Raw genomic sequence first — 20,536 nt, forward strand, 5'->3', positions numbered from 1 at the left:
AAGATCGCAGACTGCGGCAGTTCCTACAAGGGAGGCGTGTGCAGCAATACGAAATCGTTTTTATCGAAACGTCCGCTCAATACCGGTGGCTGGGCACCCAGCGGAGTACCTTGCAAGGCGTTGTAGTCGTTTCGGTCCATCATCAGCCAGGCCGGCCCCGAGAGGGCTTCCAGTTCCTGTGTCGATTCAGTGAACACCGGTTGCAAGTCCTGCTCGATATTGACCATGAACTTGATCGCCTTGGCGTCTTTGCCCATGCCGTGCAGCACCAACGGCGCCGGGGCTTTTTGAATCTCTGCGAACGCGGCCCGGCTGAAGGCTTGCGTGTCGTAAAGCTGACGTTCGACCGGTTCAAACACCAGGATATAAACCGACCACAGCGCCAGGACTGCGCAACAGGCCAGCACCTCGGCTCGCCAGTGAGCGCGGAACCAAGCCGCCAGCGTGATGACTTGCAGAGCCGCAAGCACGATCAATACCGGCACAAAGGCAGGTGGTTGTGCTGGCAGACGCCGCTGAATGATCAGCAATGCGACAATCAACACCCCCGGTATCACCAACCACAGCCCTTGCATCAAACCCCGCAACCAACCGAACACCCGACCCTGCGCCACCTGAAACGGGTACGCCGCAATGATCGCCGCCATGGGCAGCATCGGCAGCAGGTAACGGGCCTTTTTCGCCTGGGGAATCGATAAGCCAATCATCACGATCAACCCGGCCGCCGTGCAGTATTGCAACAGGCGTAATGCCGGACCTGCCTGCCGTGGATTCGTCAGCCAGACCGCGGCCAATACCAGCAGCGCCAATGGATAGGCGAGCGCATAGTTGCCAAACGAAGCGGTGAAGTAATACAGTGAACCACTGACGCCTTCACTGCCGTCCATGCGCCCCATGAACTGCATGCGCACCACATCATGCATGAAGGCCGTTCCACCACTGGCTTCGGCCAGCCACAGCAGTGCGCCGACGCACACCACCAGCAACACCGCCGCCAACAGCCCAAAACCGAACAACCGCGACCATTGGCGATTGAGCAGGTAGTAGCTGCACAGCATACCGGTGGGGATCACCAGCCCGATCGGCCCGCGAATCCCGAAGCCCAACAGTAGCAGCACAAAAATCAGCGGCCACCGACGGGGCATCGCGAAATGATCGGCGGCGTACCCAAGGTAGAACACCGAAAAGGCCACGGCCGCCAGCATCAGGTCCTGGGACACGGCACGGGTTTCAGTGACAAACGTACTGGTGAGCAACATCAACGCGATGCTCAGCAGCGCCCAGCGTGTGGAGCAGGGCGCGAGCAACCGGTACATCAACGTGACGATCACCGCGGCGCCGATGGCGCTCGGCAACCACGCGGTGAGGCTATTGACCTGACCGAACGGCAGGGACAGCAGCCAGACAAACACGGTAGACAGCGCCGAGTAATCGGCATAGGGCTGGCCGTAGGTGGTCGGGAAAAACGACGGCCCGTGGCGCAGCATTTCCTGGGCGAACAGCACGAACCGCGAATCGAAACCGATCGCCGTTTGCTGATACGCCCCTGCGATGAACAGCATCAGCGTCAGCAGCCCGAACCCTAAGGACTGCCGACGAATGCCGGGCGATAGCGTACTCACGCGACGACTGAGGCGGCTGGAATCGGTAACTTGCACGATTCACCACGGCCCATCGGGAAGTACAGGAAACCGCTACGGGCCAAGCGCTCTGCGTCGTACAGGTTACGTCCGTCGAAAATCACTGGTGCATTCAGACGTTGCTGGATCAGGTCAAAATCCGGCGCCTTGAACTGCTGCCATTCGGTGCAGATGATCAACGCGTCGGCTCCTGCAAGCACCGATTCCGGTGTGCCCATGAGCATCAGCTTCGGTTCGTCAGGATAAAGTTGTTGGGTTTCCTGCATGGCTTCCGGGTCGAACGCGCGCACATTGGCCCCCGCAGCCCACAACGATTCCAGCAGCACCCGGCTCGGCGCGTCGCGCATGTCGTCGGTGTTGGGCTTGAAGGCCAGGCCCCACACGGCGAAGGTCTTGTCGCGCAAATCACCTTTGTAGAAGGCGTTGATGCGTTCGAACAGTTTGTGTTTCTGCCGCTGGTTGATGGCTTCCACCGCTTGCAGCAGGTCGCTGTTGCAATGGGCTTCTTCGGCACTGTGAATCAGTGCGCGCATGTCCTTGGGGAAACACGAGCCGCCGTAACCGCAGCCGGGGTAGATGAAGTGGTAACCGATGCGCGAATCGGCACCGATGCCCAGTCGTACCGATTCGATGTCGGCACCCAGGTGCTCGGCCAGCTCGGCGATCTGGTTGATGAAGCTGATTTTGGTCGCCAGCATGCAGTTGGCGGCGTATTTGGTCAGCTCGGCGCTGCGCAGGTCCATGAACATGACGCGGTCATGGTTGCGGTTGAACGGTGCATAGAGGTCGCGCATCACGTCGCGCACTTCATCGCCTTCACAGCCGATGATGATGCGGTCCGGGCGCCGGCAATCGGCCACGGCCGAACCTTCTTTCAAAAATTCCGGGTTGGAAACGATATCGAACTGCAACTGCCGGCCGGCCTTGAGCAGGTAATTGTCGATATGGACGCGCAGCGTATCGCCAGTGCCCACCGGCACCGTGGATTTCTCCACCAGGATCACCGGTTGTTCACGATGACGCGCCACCGCTTCACCCACGGACAACACGTATTGCAGATCCGCCGAACCATCCTCCCGGGACGGCGTGCCAACAGCGATGAACAGCACCTGGCCATGTTGCACCGCGAATTTTTCGTCCGAGGTGAACTGCAGCCGCTTGGCGTCCAGGCTTTCACGCACCAGGCTGGCCAGCCCCGGCTCGAAGATGCTGACGTGGCCTTGTTGCAGCAACGCAACTTTTTTCTCGTCAATGTCCATACACACTACGTCGTGGCCGACTTCAGCCAGGACGGCGGCTTGCACCAGACCAACGTAACCGCTACCAAATACACTGATTTTCATGATGCACTCCTAAGTTCGGGCGCGCGAGCAGGTCGAGAATTAATAGTGATAACACCCAGGATGACCAGCGCCACTCCCAGGGTTTTTGAAAGACTGAAGGATTCGTTGAACAGCGGCAGGCTGGCGGCCAGCACATACACCAGCGCGTAGCTGATGCTCAGTAGCGAATAGGCACGCCCCAGGGGCACATCCCGCAGGGCGGCGAGCCAGGTGAGCATCGACACGGCATAGGCGAGGATGGCGGCCAGCACGACAATCACCGCGGGCATATCGACGCTGCCGCTGCTCAAGGCCGCTAACCATTGTTCGGGATGTGGCAAGCGAGTCATGCTCCAGCGCATGCCCAGCTGCGCGACGGTGCCCAACAGCACGCTGCCCAGGGCGAAAGCGATTCCGCGACGCAGACTCATGCGTGTTGCCCCAGCAGCGCCACACCACTGATCACCAGCGCCACGCCCAACCAGTGACGGCGGTCGATGACTTCGTGAAAGACGAAACGGGCGACCAGTGTGATCAGCACGAAATTCAGGCTGAGCATGGGATAGGCGATACCGACTTCGAGCCGCTGCAACACCAGCAGCCAGACCAGCAAGCCCAGCCCCAGAGAGACGAGCGCCAGCCACAGCCAGGGCGAACGCAGTTTCTCGCCCCAGCCCGAGGTCTTGCCACGCCAGCTTTCCACGGCGTACTTCTGGGCGATCTGGCCAAGGCAAGTCAGCAGGCAGGCGGTCAGTAGCAACAACAGGCTCATGATGCATCCTGAGGGAAGATCAGAATCACCAGGTTGCCTTGTTCATAACGTTTGCCATCCTTGGGCAGCAGTTCGATTTCTTGCAGTTCGTCATCCCCTTTGACCCGCATCACCACGCCGACCGAACCACTCTGGCGCGCTTCGCGCATCCACTGTTGCACGTGCTCCAGATCGACCCGCTGCTGCATTGCATCAGGATCAGGATCAGGATAGTCGAGGCCGTATTTCAATTCGCCTATCGTGTTGTACAACGCCACCTCGGGGCGTTTCAAGCGCCAGGCCAGGGCCGAGGCAGCGCCCAGGTCGTTGCTCAACAGCTTGTCGGTTTGCGCCAGTTCCGGAACGTGCTGGAGGATGAATTGGTCGGGCATCTTGTTCGCCACCACCGAATCCGGCATGCCGGCCGGCAGCACGCCGATCAGCAGCAAACTGCCAAAGGCCGGTGCCGCCCAGCATTGCAAGGGACGGAAGGCCTGCAGCAGGTTGGCCATGATCCAGCCGATCAACCCGATGAACACCAATACCAGGTTGTGCAGTTCGTGGGTGTACAGCGGCTTTTTCAGTTGCAGATAGACCAGCGCAATCAGGACGATCAGGCCCAGCGTCATGTTCAGCAGGCCATTGATCCCCAGCACCCGGCCCTGTTCCAGCTTCAGTCGGTCCGCCAGGGCATGGCCCAGCAACAACGCCAGAGGCAGCAGGCAGGGCATGATGTAGGTCGGCAGCTTGCCGTTGCTCAGGCTGAAAAACAGCAAGGGCATCAGCAACCACAGCAGCAGGAAAGCGATGTTGGCCTGACGCCGGGTCTGCCAGGCCTGTTTCAGCGCCGATGGCAGCAACGCCGCCCATGGCAGGCTGAACGCCACCAGCAGCGGCAGGTAGAACCACCATGGCGCATCGTGTTGGGCGTCATCTCCGGCGAAGCGGCGGATGTGTTCGTGCCAGAAGAAGAACCGCCAGTAATCGGGTTCCTGCGCGTGCACCGCCAAGACCCACGGCAGGCTCACCGCGATGGCCACGACAATCGCCACAGGGCCGTAAGTCAGCAGTTCCCGCCAGCGTTTCTGCCAGAGCACCCAGGGCAGGGCGATCAACACCGGCAACGCCCAGGCGAGGAAGCCTTTGGTCATGAAACCCATGCCGCAGGCCAGCCCCAGTAATGTCCAGCCGAGCAGGCGTTGGCCACGGCTGGTGCTGTCAAACGCAAACCACAAAGCCACCAGGCTCAGGTTGACCCAGAAGGTGAATTGCGGATCGAGGTTAGCGTAGCCGGCTTGCCCGGCGACGATCGCAAAACTCATGTACAGCAGCGCACAGGCAAAACTCTTGCGCGGCTCGTTCCACAGCCGGTGAGCGATCAGATAACATAACAACACGCTCAGCCCGGTGCTCAGCACCGAGGCAATACGTACGCCAAACAGATTGTCGCCAAACAGCGCCTGGCCGATAGCGATCATCCAGTAGCCCGCGATGGGCTTTTCGAAGTAACGCAGGCTCATGAAATGCGGCGACACCCAGTTACCGCTCAGGAGCATGTCCTGGCTGATCTGGGCGTAACGGGTTTCGTCGGGAATCCATAGGCCGTGAGAGCCTAGCGGCAGCAGGTACGCCAGCGCCAGAATGACCAGTAATAACGGCAATGCCCAGGGTTTGCTCATGCGCCTTGAACCCCGAGCCAGCCTTCGCGACCCTCAAGGGTGCCGCGTACCACCCGGCCCTTTGGCAAGATGGCGGGGGCGTCGGGAAGCAAATTGCCCAAGGGCTGGAAATGAATATCACGTTGGCGAGCATCGGCCAGTAATTGGCGAAAATCGTTGGCCATCAGAATCCCTTCTACTTCGGCATGGACAGTGTAGACATTGAGTTTTTGCGGGGAGAACCGCTCAAGAATGAAGGTGTTGAAGTCTTTGGCCGCAACGGTCGGGCCAACCACTTCGTCGAAGGTCGGCAGGTCCACCGGAATCTGCGGTGCCCCCAGACTACCATTGGTCAGGATCGGCTGGAACAGGTGCTGGCCTCGACAATCGCTGTTGTAGCGAAAGCCGAAACCTTGCTTGGCTTCGATCACACGCTCGTCCGCCCGCCAACCGGCGGACGCCGAGCATTCGACTTTTTGCCCGAGGATGTCACTGAGGCTGTCGACGCCGCGGCGAATCTGCTCGATCAGTTGCGCCTGGCTCCAGCGTCCGGCATTGGCCTGCCAGCCGTGGTGATCCCAGGCGTGCAGGCCGACTTCATGCCCGGCCGCCTGCGCCTGACGCATCAGGTGCCCGAGATCGCGACCGATCGGTTTGCCCGGCCACGCGGTGCCGGCCAGCAAAATGTCCCAGCCATACAGGCCGGCAGCGTTGGAACGAAGCATCTTCCAGAGAAACTGCGGACGGATAAGGCGCCACAAGTGGCGCCCCATGTTGTCTGGCCCGACGCTGAAGAAAAACGTCGCCTTGACCTGTGCTTCATCGAGCATTTCGAGTAACCGCGGCACCCCTTCACGGGTGCCTCGGTAGGTGTCGACATCGATTCGAAGGCCTGCCTGCATCAACGTTTTTTGTCCGCGATTTCGAGCATGGCCTCGCGCAGGAAGAAGTCCAGCGTGTTGCCGATGGTTTCCTTCATCTCCACGGTTGGTGCCCAGTCAAGCAGACGCTTGGCGTTGGCGATGCTCGGTTTGCGGTGAGATACGTCCTGATAGCCGGTGCCGTAGAAGGCCTTGCTTTCGATATCGCGGAAACCGGCGAATGGCGGGAAGTTGTCGCGCAACGGGTGAGCCTCGAACTGACGCAGCAGTTCTTCGCCCAACTGACGAATGCTGGCTTCGTTGTCCGGGTTGCCGATGTTGATGATCTGGCCGTTGCAGACATCGTTGTCGTTGTCGATGATCCGCGCCAGGGCTTCGACGCCATCGGCGATGTCGGTGAAGCAGCGCTTTTGCTCGCCGCCGTCGAACAGGCGAATCGGCGTGCCTTCCACCAGGTTCAGGATCAGCTGGGTGATGGCCCGGGAACTGCCGATACGCGCCGAGTCCAGACGGTCCAGGCGTGGGCCCATCCAGTTGAAAGGGCGGAACAGGGTGAAGTTCAGGCCTTTCTGGCCGTAAGCCCATATCACTCGGTCAAGCAGCTGCTTGGAGATCGAGTAGATCCAGCGTTGCTTGTTGATCGGCCCAACCACCAGGTTGGAGCTGTCTTCGTCGAAGTTGGCGTCCTGGCACATGCCATAGACTTCGGAGGTCGACGGGAAGATCACGCGCTTGTTGTATTTGACGCAGTAGCGAACCAGTTTCAGGTTCTCTTCGAAATCCAGTTCGAACACACGCAGCGGATTGCGGGTGTATTCGATCGGCGTGGCGATCGCCACCAGCGGCAGGACCACGTCGCATTTCTTGATGTGGTACTCGATCCACTCCGAGTGGATGCTGATGTCGCCTTCGACGAAGTGGAAATTCGGATGGCTGCGCAGGCGCTCGATGGCGTCCGAGCCGATGTCCAGACCGTACACTTCATAGCGATCGTCACGCAGCAGACGCTCGGACAGGTGATTGCCGATGAAACCGTTGACGCCGAGGATCAGCACTCGGGTGCGACGCGGTGCACGGCCCGATTCGGCGCCCCGCAGCACAGAACCGTCGACCAGTCCCAGCTCGTTGGCCAGTTGCGGGCCGCTGAGGTACAGGCCGTTGTCGTTGCGTTGGCCGGCGTTGATCACCAGCGAGTCTTCGCCGCAGGCGATTCGCAGCGGATCGACGCTGATAACCCGGCCCGGTGCCTGGCCTTCGTTGCCCTTGACGACATCCGCGCTCCAGACAATCAACTTGTGCTCGCCCACGGCACAGAACGCGCCCGGGTAAGGCTGGGTCACGGCGCGGACCAGATTGAACAGTTCTTCGGCCGGTTTGCTCCAGACCAGTTTGCCGTCCGCCGGGGTGCGACGGCCAAACACTGTGGCTTTGGATTCGTCCTGCGCAGTCTCGCTGATTTTGCCTTGAAGCAGTGCAGGCAAGGTGTCGCGCAGCAGATCGCTGGCGGCCTGGCGCAATTTGCCGTGCAGGGTCAGCGCGGTGTCGGCGCGCTCGATCGCCACCCGTTGCTGGGCAATGATTGCGCCGGCATCGGCACGTTTGACCATGCGGTGCAGGGTCACGCCGGTTTCGGTTTCACCATTGACCAGCACCCAGTTGGCCGGTGCGCGGCCACGGTAGCGAGGCAGCAACGAACCGTGCAGGTTGAAGGCGCCTTTGCTAGCGGTGGCCAGCAGTGGTTCGCTCAGCAGATTGCGGTAGTAGAACGAAAACAGGTAATCGGGGTTGAGCTTGCTGATGCGCTCGATCCACAGCGGGTGGTTGGCGTCTTCCGGGGCGTGCACCGGGATGCCTTTGCGGGCGCACAGTTGCGCAACCGAGCCATAGAACGCATTTTCCTTCGGGTCATCGGGATGGGTGAACACGGCTGCAATCTCGAAACCGCTGGCAAGCAGGGATTCGATGCCGGCACAGCCAATATCGTGATAAGCGAAGACAACAGCTTTTGCACTCATGAGAGAACCTGATCTGAAGAAGTGGAAGTGAGACCGTCAACGGTGACAACGGGGGCTGGAGCGGAGGGGGTGCTGCGCAAAATCTTTTCGATAAAGAACCGTGGACGCGCCCGGACGTCGCTGTACATGCGGCCCAGGTACTCGCCCAGCAGGCCCATGCCAATGAATTGGCCACCGGTGAAAACGAACAGCACGGCGAACAGGACGAACGTACCGCCGCCGGCCCAGCCGGCACCGAAAACCATGCGCAGCACAACCAGCGCGATGGCGAACAGCACGCCGAGCGCCGCCATGCCGAAGCCGACGATGCTCAGTAACCGCAGCGGTGTGGTCGTCATGCAGGTGACCAGATCGAACATCAGATTGATCAGGCGCATCGGGCTGTATTTGGATTCGCCGTGTTCACGCTCGGCGTGGGTCACCAGAATTTCCGTGGTGTGCCGGGCGAAGCTGTTGGCCAGGATCGGGATGAAGGTGCTGCGTTCGCGGCAGGCGAGCATGGCGTCGACGATGGTCCGGCGGTAGGCGCGCAGCATGCAGCCGTAATCGCTCATGGCAACGCCGGTAGAGCGTTGCACGGCGAGGTTGATCAGCTTCGACGGCCAGCGACGCAAGGCCGAGTCCTGACGGTTGTTGCGCACCGTGGCGACCACGTCATAGCCCAGTTCGGCCTGAGCCACCAGCCGCGGGATTTCTTCCGGCGGGTTTTGCAGGTCGGCGTCGAGGGTAATCACCACATCGCCCTTGCACTGTTCGAACCCGGCCATGATCGCCGCATGCTGGCCGTAGTTGCGGTTGAGAATGACCGCCACCACCGGGCTGCAGTCGCGACTGGCGGCCTCCTCGAGGATTTGCGCCGAGTTGTCGCGGCTGCCGTCGTCGACCAACACAATTTCGTAGTCATGGTGCAGTTGCTGGCACGCCGCTTCGGTGCGCCTGAGCAACTCGGGCAGGCTGTCCTGCTCGTTGTAGACCGGGATGACGATTGATACGCAACGGATCGGATAAGGTTTCACAGGCTTCTGTCCAGTGTTTTTTCAATGGCGCCGACGACACGATCGACATCATCGGTGGTCATGTCGGGGAACAACGGGATCGAACACAGCCGCGCCGAGTTCCATTCGGTGTTGGGCAGGTAGATGTTGGGGAAACGCTGCCGGTAGTAAGTGTGCAGGTGGGTGGCGATGAAGTGAATACCGGTGCCGATGTTTTGTTCCTGCAAGGCCTTCATGAACGCCTCGCGATCCAGCCCACAACGTTCGGCGTCGATGCGCAGGATGAACAGATGCCAGGCGTGCTGTTGCGCATGAGCCGGAATGGCCAGCGGTTGCACCGGCAGGCCTTCAAGGCGTTGCAGGTAGGTCTGGGCCAGCTCTGTGCGCTTGGCGTTGATCGCGTCCAGGCGTTCCAGCTGCACCAGGGCGATGGCGGCATTGATGTCGGCCAGGTTGTACTTGAAGCCGGGTTCGATCACCTGCGCCTGGGGTTTGCGGCCGTGGGTGAGGCGGTCGTAGGCGTCGACGCCCAGGCCATGGAACTTGAGCATGCGTACCCGATTGGCCAGGGCTTCGTCGTCGCTGACGAACATCGCGCCTTCGGCGCAGGTCATGTTCTTGATCGCGTGGAACGAGAAGATCGCCGTGCCCTGGGCGCCGACGTGCCGACCTTTATAGAAAGTGCCCGCCGCGTGAGCCGCGTCTTCGATGACGGCGATGCCATGTTTGTCCGCCAGAGCGTAGAGCGGATCGAGGTCGAATGCCGCGCCGGCGTAATGCACCGGAATGATTGCCTTGGTGCGAGGCGTGATCGCCGCTTCGATGCTCTCCACGTCGCTCATCAATGTGTCGCGGTCAACGTCGACGAATACCGGCGTCGCGCCAAGCAGGCAGATCATGTTGGCGGTCGACACCCAGGTCTGCGACGGTGTGATGACTTCGTCGCCAGGTCCGATACCCAAGGCCAATAAAGTAATGTGCATGCCACCGGTGGCCGATGACAATGCGACGGCATGCCGACAGCCGACATAGTTGGCGAAGTGTTCTTCCAGTTGCTGGTTTTTTGGCCCGGTAGTGATCCAGCCAGAGCGCAGTACTTGCTCTACCGCAGCAATTTCTTCGTCGCCGATACTCGGGCGAGAGAAGGGGAGAAACGCCTGACTCATGGGCACCTCGGAACTGAAAAAAAATTAGACTATCAGGCTTATGCGTTGGATCCAACATCAGCGTAGACGCTAAAACAAACGCTGCATCAAGCAGTTGCCAGAAATTTGTGACAAATTACATCGGGTAACTTTGCTTGTCATGCCCGGCGGATTGGACGCTATCAAGACGCCATCTCTGGTCCGTTGAGGGTAAGCGCGATTTTGTGAAAGGAACATGAAAAACCGGTAGGTGATTCGTTTTATTTCAAGCCCATACAGGCACTGTTCAGGCTTCTACCGGCTCATCGCACTTTTTGTAGGTAAAGGCGTACAGAAGTGTCCGCCTTAGTGGACTAGTGTTGCATTGTTTAGTTGTTTTTTTGAATTGTTATATTCAGGGCGTTTTCGTTTGATTGACTGACCTGTTACCGATTCAAAAGCTTAAGGTTCGCCCAGTACATGAGCATGGCCGATGGTCGACACATGAACCTCGCTGCCAGCGGGTGGCGCATGCATGCCGGAGCTGCGCACCAGCAATGAACGCCCTGGACGTTCATCAGCTGCCAACGTCTGCAATTCCACAGTCAAGGTGCAGGTATTACCGCCGAAATCACATTCGGTGACCACGCCGCGACAGCCATCCGATTGTGCCAGGCCGTGGGGCGCGCTGATCAGCTGAAGTTGCTCGGGGCGCAGCATGATTTGCGCAGATTGGTTGTTTCTGTGGTTGTTGACCGGTATACGACCCAGATCGCAATGAGCCCAACCCGCTTCGATTTTGGCCGGCATGACCACGGCATCGCCGAGAAACAGGGCGGTTTGTTCATCGGCGGGATAGCGGTAAAGGTCCAGCGGATGTCCGGATTGCACTAACCGGCCCTGACGCATCACCGCCAACTGATCGGCGAAGGACAACGCCTCACTTTGATCGTGTGTCACCAGAATGGTGGTGACACCGGCCTCAGCCAGAAGCCTTGCGACCAATTTGCGCATGGCGGCGCGCAAACCGGTATCGAGCGCGGAAAATGGCTCGTCCAGCAACATCAACCGTGGTTGTTGCGCCAGGGCCCGGGCCAGCGCGACACGCTGTTGCTGGCCGCCGGAGAGTTCATGCGGCCAACGGTTGGCCATGCTTGAATCCAGCGCCACGCTGTCCATCAACTCAGCGACACGTTCCTGTTTGGCAGCGCCCTTGGCCGCAAGCCCGAAACCGATGTTGGCGGCTACGGTCATGTGCGGGAACAATGCACCATCCTGCGGAACATAGCCAATCAGGCGTTGATGCGCGGGCACCTCGCGGGTGCCGTCGACCAGCGTCTGACCGTTGAGCGAGAGACTGCCCGAGTCCGGGAATTCGAAACCGGCGATCATTCGCAGCAAGGTGGTCTTGCCCGAACCGGACGGGCCGACGATAACCGTACGGCTTCCCGTCGGCACCGACAGGCTGATGTTCTCCAGGGCTCGTTGAGAACCGTAGGATTTGCAGATCGAGTGGAGTTCAAGAGCGTTCATCGGCCAGCCGTGCGTTTGGATTGGTGATAAAGAAGTCCGGTCAACGGAAGCGACAGCAGAATCATGAGCAAGGCATAGGGCGCAGCAGCGGCATAGTCGATTTCACTGGTCATTGCCCAGAAACCGGTGGCCAGGGTGCGCGTGCCATTGGGGGCGAGCAGAAGGGTCGCGGTCAACTCATTGGTGACCGCCAGAAACACCAGCGCAGCGCCAGCGGCTGCACCGGGTGCGGCCAGACGCAGAGTGATCAGCCACAACGCCCGACCGGGCGAACGGCCGAGGCTGCGGGCCATGTTCTCCAGTTCCACCGGCGCCTGGGCGATGCCCGCGCGCAAACTCACCAGGGCGCGGGGCAAAAACATCAGTAAATATGCCAGCAGCACCGTGACGGTGGTCTGGTAAATCGGCCGGGCAAAATGAATCGTCAGGGTCACCAATGCCAGCGCAACGACAATCCCCGGCAACGCGCTGGTAATGTAGTTGCAGCTTTCCAGCACGCGCTGCAACCGGCCCGGCGAGCGAATCGACAGCCAGGCAATCGGGATGGCCGCGCAGGTGGTAATGAGCGCGCCGGCGGCTCCGAGCATCAGCGTCTGTTCCAGCGCCGGCAGCAGTTCGCTCAGTTGCCAGACTTGCGCGCCACCGGCGATCAGCCACTTGCCAAGGGTGATCAACGGCACACCGAGTGCCAGCACACAGGTCACGCCTTGCAGCGTGAGCGCGAGCAGGGTGGTGCGCCAATTCAAGCGCACGATTCTTTGTTCGCGCGCGCTTCCCGACCCGACCCGGGCGTAGCGCGCCGTGCCGCGAGCAGCCGACTCGGCCGTCAGCATGGCCAGGCAGCAGAGTGCGAGGACGCCGGCCAGCATATTGGCGGCGGGCCCGTTGAAGGTGGACTTGAACTGATCGAAGATGGCCGTGGTGAAGGTGTCGAAGCGGATCATCGCGTACAGACCGTACTCGGCCAGCAAGTGCAGCCCCACCAGCAAGGCACCGCCGCAGATGGCCAGACGCAATTGCGGCAGCACCACGCGAAAAAACACCGCCCAGGGCTTGAGCCCCAACGACTCGGAGACATCTTCGATGGCCGGATCGAGCCGGCGCAAAGTCGCCGCTATCGGCAGGTAAAGAAACGGGAAATAGGCGATGACCGAAACCAGAACACCGGCAAACAGCCCATGAATCGGTGGCACCAGACTGACCCAGGCATAGCTGTGCACGAATGCCGGCACCGCCAGCGGCGCCGTCGCCAACAGCGACCACCAGCGCCGCCCCGGCAAGTTGGTGCGTTCCGTCAACCAGGCCAGCGCCAGCCCCAGTGCGATGCACAAGGGAATGGTGAGCAACACCAGCAACACGGTGTTGATCAGCAACTCGCCGACGCGTGGGCGCCATACCAGCGTCACAAGCGTCGCCCAGCCTGTCTGCACCGACACGCCGATGACGAAAGCAATCGGCAGTAATGCCAGCAACGACATCAGCACCGACAAACCAATCACCCATGCGCCACCGCGGCCCGCGAAGACACCGCGAGAGCGCGTGCGCAAGTGTGCAGAGGACGCCGCAGCGACCTCTGCCGGTAGAGTTTCAGGAAGCAATTAGAGCAACCCGGCCTGGGTCATCAGCTCTACAGCCTTTTTGCTGTCGAGTTTCGAGACGTCGACAGTCGGGGCGTCGAGTTGCTGCAGCGGTACCAGTTTCGGGTTGGACTCTGCGTTCTTGCCCACGGCGTATTCAAACGAGTTGCCGGTCTTGAGGATCGCCTGTCCGTTTTTGCCGGTAATCCATTTCAGGAAGGCCTGGGCCTGTTCCTTGTGTTGACTGGAAGCCAGAACGCCGCCACCGGACAGGCTGACAAAGGCACCTGGATCCTTGTGTTTGAAGTAGTTCAGCGAGGTGTTCTTGCTGTTCTCGCCGGTTTTGGACTGATCGACGAAGCTGTAATAGTGATAGATCACGCCGCTGTCGATCTGACCGGCATTGACGGCCTTGAGCACGGCGCTGTTGCCCCGGTAGGCGGTGAAGTTGGTTTTCATGGCTTTCAGCCAGTCGAGGGTAGCGGCTTCACCCTTGAGTTCCAGCACGGCAGCGACGATAGCCTGGAAGTCGGCACCGGCCGGCGAAGCGGCCCAGCGGCCTTTCCAGTTCGGTGCGGCGAGGTCCATCAGCGATTTTGGCAAGTCTGCTTCGGTCAGCTTGCTCGGGTTGTAGACGAACACCGTGGAGCGTGCGGCAATCCCTACCCATTTGCCATGCGCCGGACGATAGGCCGCGCCCACTTGTTCCAGCGTGCCCGGCGCAACCGGTGCAAACAGCCCCGCGTTGTCGACCAGCACCATGGCCGGGGAGTTTTCGGTCAGGAACACGTCGGCCGGGGAGGCTGCACCTTCTTGCACGAGCTGATTGCCCATCTCGGTGTCGTCGCCATTGCGCACGGTCACTTTGATGCCGGTTTCCTTGGTGAAACCTTCGATCCAGGCTTTGGTCAGGCTTTCGTGTTGAGCGTTGTAGACCACGATACCGTCAGCCTGCGCAGCGGCATACACGTGACCGGCGGCGAGGAATGCAGTGGTCAGCAATGCTTTTTTAAGGAACGAGGGGATGCGGGAAATCATTCTGTCGACGGCTCCTGTTTTTTTAGTCAACATGCGCGGATTCATTAGCGGAACAATGCGAATCATTTGCATGTTTAAGTCGCCGCGAATGTAGAGTGCCAAATGAGAAAAAAACGTCAAAAAAACCGTTAATAGATGTCATTTTAATATCGATGGAAAACCCGAGCCGACGCTGTGGTGGGCAACTTTCAGACGATATCGTCGATCAGAATGTGGTTTTGGGCCTGGCTGCACTTCTCGATCCGTGCTTCGACCTTGTAGACCTCGCGCAGCATTTGCTCGGTGATCACTTCATCGCTGGGCCCGCTGCCGTGGCTGGTGCCGTTGGCGATGACCAGCACCTGATCGGCGAAACGCAGGGCCTGATTCAGGTCGTGGATCGCGATGAATACAATCACCTCGCGTTTGCGTGCGAGCGCACGCATGAAGTTCAGCACCTGCACCTGCCGATGCATGTCGAGGGCGCTGGTGGGTTCGTCCATCAGCAGGATTTCCGGTTCGCGGACCAGGGTTTGCGCAATCGACACCAGTTGTTGCTGGCCCCCGCTGAGTTCGCCGAGGTTGCGAAAGGACAGTTCGGTGATCCCCAGCGCACCGAGGATATCGTCCACCAACTTCAACTCCTCGTCATGCACGACCCAGCCCGGCGTCAGCTGTTTGCGCGCGAGCAGCACCGATTCGTAAACCGTCAGGCGGGCGCTGGCATTCAGGCCCTGAGGCATGTAGCTGATGCCTTGGGGGCCTTTTTTCGAGTCTTGCAGAATGACCTGTCCCGGCCCGTCGATCAGCCCGGCCATGCGTTTGAACAGGGTCGACTTGCCCGCCGCGTTCGGCCCGACCACGGCGACCACCTGGCCACCGATGAAGGTCGCCGTGTTCACTCCGGCAATGATTTCGCGCTGGCCGTAGCGGGCGCCAAGGTTCTCAAGCTGAATCTTCACCATGAGTTTTTTTTCCCGCCGAGGATCAGAGAAATGAAGAACGGCACGCCAATCAGCGAGGTGACCACGCCAATGGGAAATATCGCGCCCGGAATCAGGGTTTTACTGACCACCGAACTGGCAGACAGAATCAGTGAGCCGGTCAGCAGTGAGGCGGGCAGGAAGAACCGCTGATCTTCACCGATCAGCATCCGCGCGATGTGCGGCCCGACCAGTCCGATGAAGCCGATGGTGCCGACAAACGCCACCGGAAACGAGGCGAGCAGGCTGACCATGATCAGCGTCTGAAAGCGCAGGCTGCGCACGTTGATCCCGAAACTCGCGGCCTTGTCATCGCCCAGGCGCAGGGCGGTGAGGGCCCAGGCGCGTTTGGCGAAGATCGGCAGGGTGATCAGGATCACCAGGCAGATTACCCCCAGTTTTGGCCAGGTAGCTTTGGTCAGGCTGCCCATGGTCCAGAACACCACCGCCGCCACGGCTTGCTCGGTGGCGAAAAATTGCACCAGCGCCAACAGCGCATTGAAGGTGAACACCAGCGCAATGCCGAGCAATACGATGGTTTCTGCCGTCACGCCGCGCCGCATGCTCAGAAAGTGGATCAACAACGCGGACAGCATCGCCATGATGAAAGCGTTGACCGGCACCATGTACTGCGCCGCCAACGGGAACAGCGCCACGCCGAAGGCCAGGCCCATGGCCGCGCCAAAACTGGCGGCGGCGGAAATACCGAGGGTGAACGGGCTGGCGAGGGGGTTGTTAAGGATCGTCTGCATCTGCGCACCGGCCAGGGACAACGCCGCGCCCACCGCCACCGCCATCAGGGCTACCGGCAGACGGATTTCCCACATCACCACTCGCACTTGCGCCGACGCGGTGTCCGGTGAAAACAGCGCATTGAGCACTTCGCCCAAGTTGTAACTGGCGGGCCCCAGGGCCAGATCCAGCAACACGCTGCACACCAGTAGCACCACCAGTGAGGCGAGGATTAACTGTTTGCGCAGCACCAATTGGCGATACGTGTCGCGCTGTACGATGTGTGCTTGGCCCAGAGAATTCACGGCTTGACCTCCGTTTCTTTCAGGCTGACGAAGTAACCCGATTCATACGGCACCGGCAGGAAGCGCTCATGCAGTTCGCGAAACGAGGCGTCGGGATCGAGGTCGGCAAACAGCGTCGGGTGTAGCCATTTGGCGAGTTGCTGGATGGCCACGAATTGGTAAGGGCTGTTGTAGAACTGGTGCCAGATGGCATGAAAGGTCTGAGCATCCTGCGCCTTGATCCCGGCATACGCCGGACGCTGGGTGTACCAGGCCAGTTTGCGTCGGGCCTCTGTCAGGTCCGCGCCCGGGCCGACGCCGACCCAGCGACCGTTGGGCGCAAAGGCTTGCCAGTTGGCGCTGGTGACGACCACCTGATCCGGGTTGGAGACAATCACCTGTTCCGGGTTCAACTGGCCAAAGGTGCTGGGAATGATGCCTTTGGCGATGTTATTGCCACCGGCCATCTCGACGAAACGCCCGAAGTTCTCGTTGCCGAAACTCAGGCAGCAGTCGTCGGTGTAACCGCCGATACGCTCGATGAACACATTGGGGCGCGGCGGTTGGCTGGCCTCTATGACGTCGGTGACGCGGCGGATCTGTTGCTTGCGAAAATCGATGAACGCTTCGGCGCGAGCTTCCTTGCCAAACAGTTTGCCGAACAGGCGCATGGTCGGCTCGGTGTTGTCCATCGGGTTGTTGCGAAAGTCGACATAGACCACCGGAATTCCCAGGGCGTCGAGTTTCTCGATGTAGCGAGCGTCTTCGGTGGCGTGCTGGGCTTCGATGTTGAGGATGATCACATCCGGCTGTTGCGAGATCGCTTGCTCGATGTCGAACGTGCCGTCTTCAAAGCCGCCGAAGGTGGGAATCTTCGCGATGTCGGGAAATTTGCGCAGGTAGGCGCCGTAGGTGTCCGGGTCGGACTGGATCAAGTCTTTGCGCCAACCGACGATGCGCTCGATGGGGTTTTGCGTATCCAGCGCGGCGACCAGGTACAACTGACGGCCTTCGCCGAGAATCACCCGTCTGACCGGCAGGTGAACCTTGACCACGCGACCCAGCAAGTCGGTCACGGTGACCGCCGCAGGATCCTGAACCGCGGCCACCGCGTTGCGTGGCGCCAGAGAAAAAAACAACGCCATGCCCAGCAATCCTGCCAATAGCAGGGCAACGAAGGCGTGGCTGTGTCGATGAACAGATGCCATGGTTGAAGCCTTTTACAGGGGACCGCCCGAGCAGCGGCTCAGGCCACTGCTCGGGCTGAACGTTTTCAGAAGTCGACGGTGGCCGACAGTTGCAGGGTGCGCGGCGAGCCTTGGGAGAAGGCTCCGTAGGAGGCGACACCGGACCAGTACTCACGATCGAACACGTTCTGCACCGTCGCCCGGAACGTGGTCGGGCGTTCCGCGATGCGGGTGGCGTAACGCGCGCCGACATCGAAGCGGGTCCACGGATCGAGTTCCTGGGTATTGGCCTGGTTCACGTATTGGCTGCCGGTGTAGATCGCGCCGCTGGTCAGCGTCAGACCTTCGACCCACGGAGTGTCCCATTCAGCCCAGAGGTTGGCCTGAACTTCGGGTACGCCCACCGGTTTGTTGCCACGATTGGCGGCGGTGCCGGTTTTGGTCAGTTCGGCATCGAGCAGGGTCACGCCACCGAGCAGGCGCGTGCCCTGGGCGACTTCACCGAACACGTTCAACTCAACGCCACGGTTACGTTGTTCGCCTTGCACCGAGAACACGCCGGTAGCCAGTTCGCCGCTGGGCTTCTTGATCTGGAACAGGGCGAGTGTCGAGGTGAAGGTGCCGTAGTCGACCTTGACCCCGACTTCCTGTTGCCGGGAGATGTAAGGCGCGAAGATCTCGCCCGAGTTCGAGGCCGTGGCCGGTGCAATGTCGCCTTTGCTCAAGCCTTCGATGTAGTTGTAGTAGAACGAAACGTGATCCCAGGGTTTGACCACCACCCCGAACAGCGGCGTGGTCTCGCTCTCATCGTAAGAGGTGGTAACCACGCCGGCGGTATTGAAGTTATCGGACTTGATGTTCTGCTGGCGCAAGCCGAGGGTGACCTGCAAGCGCTCTTCCATCATCGAAAGCGTATCGGCGAGGGCCACGCCGGACAGTTCGGTTTCGGAGACTTTCAGCGCGTCGGGTGTGGCAATCGACGGTTTCGGACGGTCGACCGGGTGATACATGTTCGACAGAACCGCAGGACCGGAGTTGATGCCTCTGGACAGCTCGTCGCGGTAACGGGTGACTTGCAGCGTGGTGCTGTGGCTGATCGGGCCAGTCTCGAAGCGCACGCGGGCACCGGCGTCGACGGTGTAGCGCTCGACTTCGAATTTGTAATAGCCGGGGATCGACCGCGTATCGCCTGCGCTGTTGAGAATGGTCGGGGTCTGGTCGGACATCCGCGCCACGTCCGACTTGCCGCCGCCGGCGTGGGCGAACACGGTCAGGGCGTCGTTGAGGTCATACTCGGCGCCGAGCAGGGCCGACTTGTCACGGGTTTCGGACCAGCCCCAGTCCTGGCTCACGTTGGTACGGCCGTTGGCGGCAGAGGGAATCTCCACGCCTGATGCAATCAGGAACGGCCGGGACGCCCCGTCGAATTGCTCTTTCTGGCTGATCAGGTCCAGGGTGGTGCGCAGGCGTTCGCCCTGGTAATCCAGCGCGATCGAGCCGATATCGACATCCCGGGACTGATCGTCGATGGCGGTGTCGCCTTGCTGGGTGCTGCCGTTGATGCGCACGCCGAACTGGCGTTCCTCACCGAAGCGCCGGCTGACGTCGATGTGCCCGCCGATCTGCGAGTTCATGGCGTAACTGGCGGTGAACCGGGTCAAGTCTTCATCGAGAGAGCGCTTGGGCACTACGTTGATCACGCCGCCGACGCCGCTGTTGGGCGACATGCCGTAGAGCAGGGCGCCTGGGCCCTTGATCACTTCGATGCGCTCGGCGTATTCGGTGAACACCCGGTAGTTGGGCGCCACGCCGTACACGCCGTCGAAGGCCAGCTCACCGAGGTTGCCTTCACCCACCGGGAAGCCGCGGATGAAGAAGGAGTCGACGATGCCGCCAGTCTGACCAGTGGAGCGCACCGAGGAGTCGCGCTCCAGTACGTCGGCGACGGTGACCGCTTGCTGGTCTTTGATCAGCGTCGAGGTGTAGTTGCTGACGCTGAAGGGTGCGTCCATCACATCCGTGTTGCCCAGCATGCCAAGGCGCCCGCCACGGGCAACCTGACCGCCGGCATAGGCCGGCGGCAAGCCGTTCATGCGGCCGTCGGTGCCGTTGACCGTGGTTTCGTCAAGGGTCAACCCGCCCGCACTGCCGGCCGGACGCGGCGCCAGGGTGTAGCTGCCGTCATTGCGCGAGATGATTTCCAGACCGCTACCGGCCAATAGTTTGCTGAGCGCTTCCTGCGTCGAATAAGTGCCTGACAGGCCCGGACTGGTCAGGCCATCGGTCATCGAGGGTTTGAACGACAGGGCAATGCCGGCATCCACGGCAAATCTCGACAACGTTGCACCCAATGGCCCCGGCGCGATGTTGTAGACGCGGGTGGCCGCGGCATCCAGTTGCGTCGGCGCGGCAGCCGAGGCAAATGGGCTGGCGGCTCCGGTCAGGGCAAGGCTTAGCAGCGCGCTACGGACAGCCAGTTTCAATGAGCGATCCGAACACAGAGGGCGTGCAACGAACATGGAGTGATGACCCTTTCGACGAGGTTGAGGAGTTCTTCCTTTCCTTGCCAGCCGAGATCAAAAAAAGTATCACCGGCGCAGCATTATTTTTTGCGAGGCTTTTGGGGGCCGCTGTAGCAGCTGTAGCAGCTGTAGCAGCTTGCGAGGCTGCGTTCGGCTGCGAAGCAGTCGTCAAACCATCGCTTGCGGTGTGTCGGGCAGACCGCGTCAGCCGGATTCACGACTGCTCCGCAGCCGAACGCAGCCTCGCAGGCTCGACAGCTGCTACAGCGAACGCAGCCTTCGGCAGCTGCTACAAAGAGTGCGTCGTGGCTTGAC

17 protein-coding genes are annotated in these 20,536 nt (G+C 60.6%); 1 reads left to right on the forward strand and 16 read right to left on the reverse strand.

The genetic code is table 11. The annotated features are described in order from the left end of the window. Positions 1-23: 23 nt before the first annotated feature. The 16 genes from AC1RO5_RS28525 to AC1RO5_RS28600 all read right to left on the reverse strand — a co-directional run bounded on the left by AC1RO5_RS28525 (position 24) and on the right by AC1RO5_RS28600 (position 20,218). Positions 24-1,562, reverse strand: coding sequence for an ArnT family glycosyltransferase (locus AC1RO5_RS28525; protein ID WP_493179045.1), 1,539 nt, complete (start codon positions 1,560-1,562; stop codon positions 24-26). 56 nt (positions 1,563-1,618) lie between these two features. Further along, positions 1,619-2,983: a UDP-glucose dehydrogenase family protein gene (locus AC1RO5_RS28530; RefSeq protein WP_493179001.1), complete on the reverse strand. Its 1,365-nt coding sequence runs from the start codon at positions 2,981-2,983 to the stop codon at positions 1,619-1,621. Continuing rightward, the gene (gene arnF / locus AC1RO5_RS28535) at positions 2,980-3,393 is read right to left on the reverse strand and encodes a 4-amino-4-deoxy-L-arabinose-phosphoundecaprenol flippase subunit ArnF (RefSeq protein ID WP_493179002.1); all 414 of its coding nucleotides are present in this window, start codon (positions 3,391-3,393) and stop codon (positions 2,980-2,982) included. The genes AC1RO5_RS28530 and arnF overlap by 4 nt, the downstream gene beginning before the upstream one ends. After that, entirely contained in the window at positions 3,390-3,734 is a 345-nt protein-coding gene (gene arnE / locus AC1RO5_RS28540) for a 4-amino-4-deoxy-L-arabinose-phosphoundecaprenol flippase subunit ArnE (RefSeq protein ID WP_493179004.1), read from the reverse strand. Before arnE ends, arnF begins: the two co-directional genes overlap by 4 nt. Then, positions 3,731-5,392 carry a lipid IV(A) 4-amino-4-deoxy-L-arabinosyltransferase gene (arnT, locus tag AC1RO5_RS28545; protein WP_493179006.1) on the reverse strand — a complete coding sequence of 554 codons (1,662 nt, stop codon included), beginning with the start codon at positions 5,390-5,392 and terminating at the stop codon, positions 3,731-3,733. The genes arnE and arnT overlap by 4 nt, the downstream gene beginning before the upstream one ends. Further along, positions 5,389-6,273 carry a 4-deoxy-4-formamido-L-arabinose-phosphoundecaprenol deformylase gene (arnD, locus tag AC1RO5_RS28550; protein WP_477743121.1) on the reverse strand — a complete coding sequence of 295 codons (885 nt, stop codon included), beginning with the start codon at positions 6,271-6,273 and terminating at the stop codon, positions 5,389-5,391. The genes arnT and arnD overlap by 4 nt, the downstream gene beginning before the upstream one ends. Further along, on the reverse strand, positions 6,273-8,267 hold the full coding sequence (gene arnA, locus AC1RO5_RS28555) for a bifunctional UDP-4-amino-4-deoxy-L-arabinose formyltransferase/UDP-glucuronic acid oxidase ArnA (protein WP_493179008.1): 1,995 nt from the start codon (positions 8,265-8,267) through the stop codon (positions 6,273-6,275). The genes arnD and arnA overlap by 1 nt, the downstream gene beginning before the upstream one ends. Continuing rightward, complete coding sequence (arnC, locus tag AC1RO5_RS28560) at positions 8,264-9,283, reverse strand: undecaprenyl-phosphate 4-deoxy-4-formamido-L-arabinose transferase (protein ID WP_493179009.1); 1,020 nt, start codon at positions 9,281-9,283, stop codon at positions 8,264-8,266. The genes arnA and arnC overlap by 4 nt, the downstream gene beginning before the upstream one ends. Beyond that, positions 9,280-10,428, reverse strand: coding sequence for a UDP-4-amino-4-deoxy-L-arabinose aminotransferase (arnB, locus tag AC1RO5_RS28565; protein WP_493179011.1), 1,149 nt, complete (start codon positions 10,426-10,428; stop codon positions 9,280-9,282). The genes arnC and arnB overlap by 4 nt, the downstream gene beginning before the upstream one ends. Before the next feature lie 420 nt (positions 10,429-10,848). Then, on the reverse strand, positions 10,849-11,919 hold the full coding sequence (locus tag AC1RO5_RS28570) for an ABC transporter ATP-binding protein (protein ID WP_493179012.1): 1,071 nt from the start codon (positions 11,917-11,919) through the stop codon (positions 10,849-10,851). Continuing rightward, positions 11,916-13,517: an ABC transporter permease gene (locus AC1RO5_RS28575; RefSeq protein WP_493179014.1), complete on the reverse strand. Its 1,602-nt coding sequence runs from the start codon at positions 13,515-13,517 to the stop codon at positions 11,916-11,918. The genes AC1RO5_RS28570 and AC1RO5_RS28575 overlap by 4 nt, the downstream gene beginning before the upstream one ends. After that, positions 13,518-14,534 carry an iron ABC transporter substrate-binding protein gene (locus AC1RO5_RS28580; RefSeq protein ID WP_493179015.1) on the reverse strand — a complete coding sequence of 339 codons (1,017 nt, stop codon included), beginning with the start codon at positions 14,532-14,534 and terminating at the stop codon, positions 13,518-13,520. Between the two features lie 188 nt (positions 14,535-14,722). Continuing rightward, the gene (locus AC1RO5_RS28585) at positions 14,723-15,478 is read right to left on the reverse strand and encodes an ABC transporter ATP-binding protein (RefSeq protein WP_493179017.1); all 756 of its coding nucleotides are present in this window, start codon (positions 15,476-15,478) and stop codon (positions 14,723-14,725) included. Beyond that, a complete protein-coding gene (locus tag AC1RO5_RS28590; protein ID WP_493179019.1) occupies positions 15,472-16,533 on the reverse strand; it encodes a FecCD family ABC transporter permease in 1,062 nt (353 codons plus the stop codon). Before AC1RO5_RS28590 ends, AC1RO5_RS28585 begins: the two co-directional genes overlap by 7 nt. Continuing rightward, positions 16,530-17,720 (reverse strand): ABC transporter substrate-binding protein, encoded by a 1,191-nt coding sequence (locus tag AC1RO5_RS28595; RefSeq protein WP_493179021.1) that lies wholly within the window; start codon positions 17,718-17,720, stop codon positions 16,530-16,532. Before AC1RO5_RS28595 ends, AC1RO5_RS28590 begins: the two co-directional genes overlap by 4 nt. Positions 17,721-17,785: 65 nt before the next feature. Then, positions 17,786-20,218, reverse strand: a complete 2,433-nt coding sequence (locus AC1RO5_RS28600) for a TonB-dependent siderophore receptor (RefSeq protein ID WP_493179023.1) — start codon at positions 20,216-20,218, stop codon at positions 17,786-17,788. On the opposite strand from AC1RO5_RS28600, the gene AC1RO5_RS28605 reads away from it, so the two are divergent. Next, on the forward strand, positions 20,182-20,535 hold the full coding sequence (locus tag AC1RO5_RS28605) for a hypothetical protein (RefSeq protein WP_493179047.1): 354 nt from the start codon (positions 20,182-20,184) through the stop codon (positions 20,533-20,535). The two genes, AC1RO5_RS28600 and AC1RO5_RS28605, sit on opposite strands and share 37 nt — an antisense overlap. Position 20,536: the final 1 nt, after the last annotated feature.

It is taken from the genome of Pseudomonas sp. GW822-FHT02G04, from assembly GCF_058802085.1.

What these genes read in the sequence shown, in the direction of transcription:
- AC1RO5_RS28525 (WP_493179045.1), bottom strand. Translation starts at nt 1,562, where the DNA reads ATGCTGTTCATCGCAGGGGCGTATCAGCAAACGGCGATCGGTTTCGAT.
- AC1RO5_RS28530 (WP_493179001.1), bottom strand. Translation starts at nt 2,983, where the DNA reads ATGAAAATCAGTGTATTTGGTAGCGGTTACGTTGGTCTGGTGCAAGCC.
- arnF (WP_493179002.1), bottom strand. Translation starts at nt 3,393, where the DNA reads ATGAGTCTGCGTCGCGGAATCGCTTTCGCCCTGGGCAGCGTGCTGTTG.
- arnE (WP_493179004.1), bottom strand. Translation starts at nt 3,734, where the DNA reads ATGAGCCTGTTGTTGCTACTGACCGCCTGCCTGCTGACTTGCCTTGGC.
- arnT (WP_493179006.1), bottom strand. Translation starts at nt 5,392, where the DNA reads ATGAGCAAACCCTGGGCATTGCCGTTATTACTGGTCATTCTGGCGCTG.
- arnD (WP_477743121.1), bottom strand. Translation starts at nt 6,273, where the DNA reads ATGCAGGCAGGCCTTCGAATCGATGTCGACACCTACCGAGGCACCCGT.
- arnA (WP_493179008.1), bottom strand. Translation starts at nt 8,267, where the DNA reads ATGAGTGCAAAAGCTGTTGTCTTCGCTTATCACGATATTGGCTGTGCC.
- arnB (WP_493179011.1), bottom strand. Translation starts at nt 10,428, where the DNA reads ATGAGTCAGGCGTTTCTCCCCTTCTCTCGCCCGAGTATCGGCGACGAA.
- AC1RO5_RS28570 (WP_493179012.1), bottom strand. Translation starts at nt 11,919, where the DNA reads ATGAACGCTCTTGAACTCCACTCGATCTGCAAATCCTACGGTTCTCAA.
- AC1RO5_RS28580 (WP_493179015.1), bottom strand. Translation starts at nt 14,534, where the DNA reads ATGATTTCCCGCATCCCCTCGTTCCTTAAAAAAGCATTGCTGACCACT.
- AC1RO5_RS28585 (WP_493179017.1), bottom strand. Translation starts at nt 15,478, where the DNA reads ATGGTGAAGATTCAGCTTGAGAACCTTGGCGCCCGCTACGGCCAGCGC.
- AC1RO5_RS28595 (WP_493179021.1), bottom strand. Translation starts at nt 17,720, where the DNA reads ATGGCATCTGTTCATCGACACAGCCACGCCTTCGTTGCCCTGCTATTG.
- AC1RO5_RS28605 (WP_493179047.1), top strand. Translation starts at nt 20,182, where the DNA reads ATGAGCGATCCGAACACAGAGGGCGTGCAACGAACATGGAGTGATGAC.
- AC1RO5_RS28600 (WP_493179023.1), bottom strand. Translation starts at nt 20,218, where the DNA reads ATGTTCGTTGCACGCCCTCTGTGTTCGGATCGCTCATTGAAACTGGCT.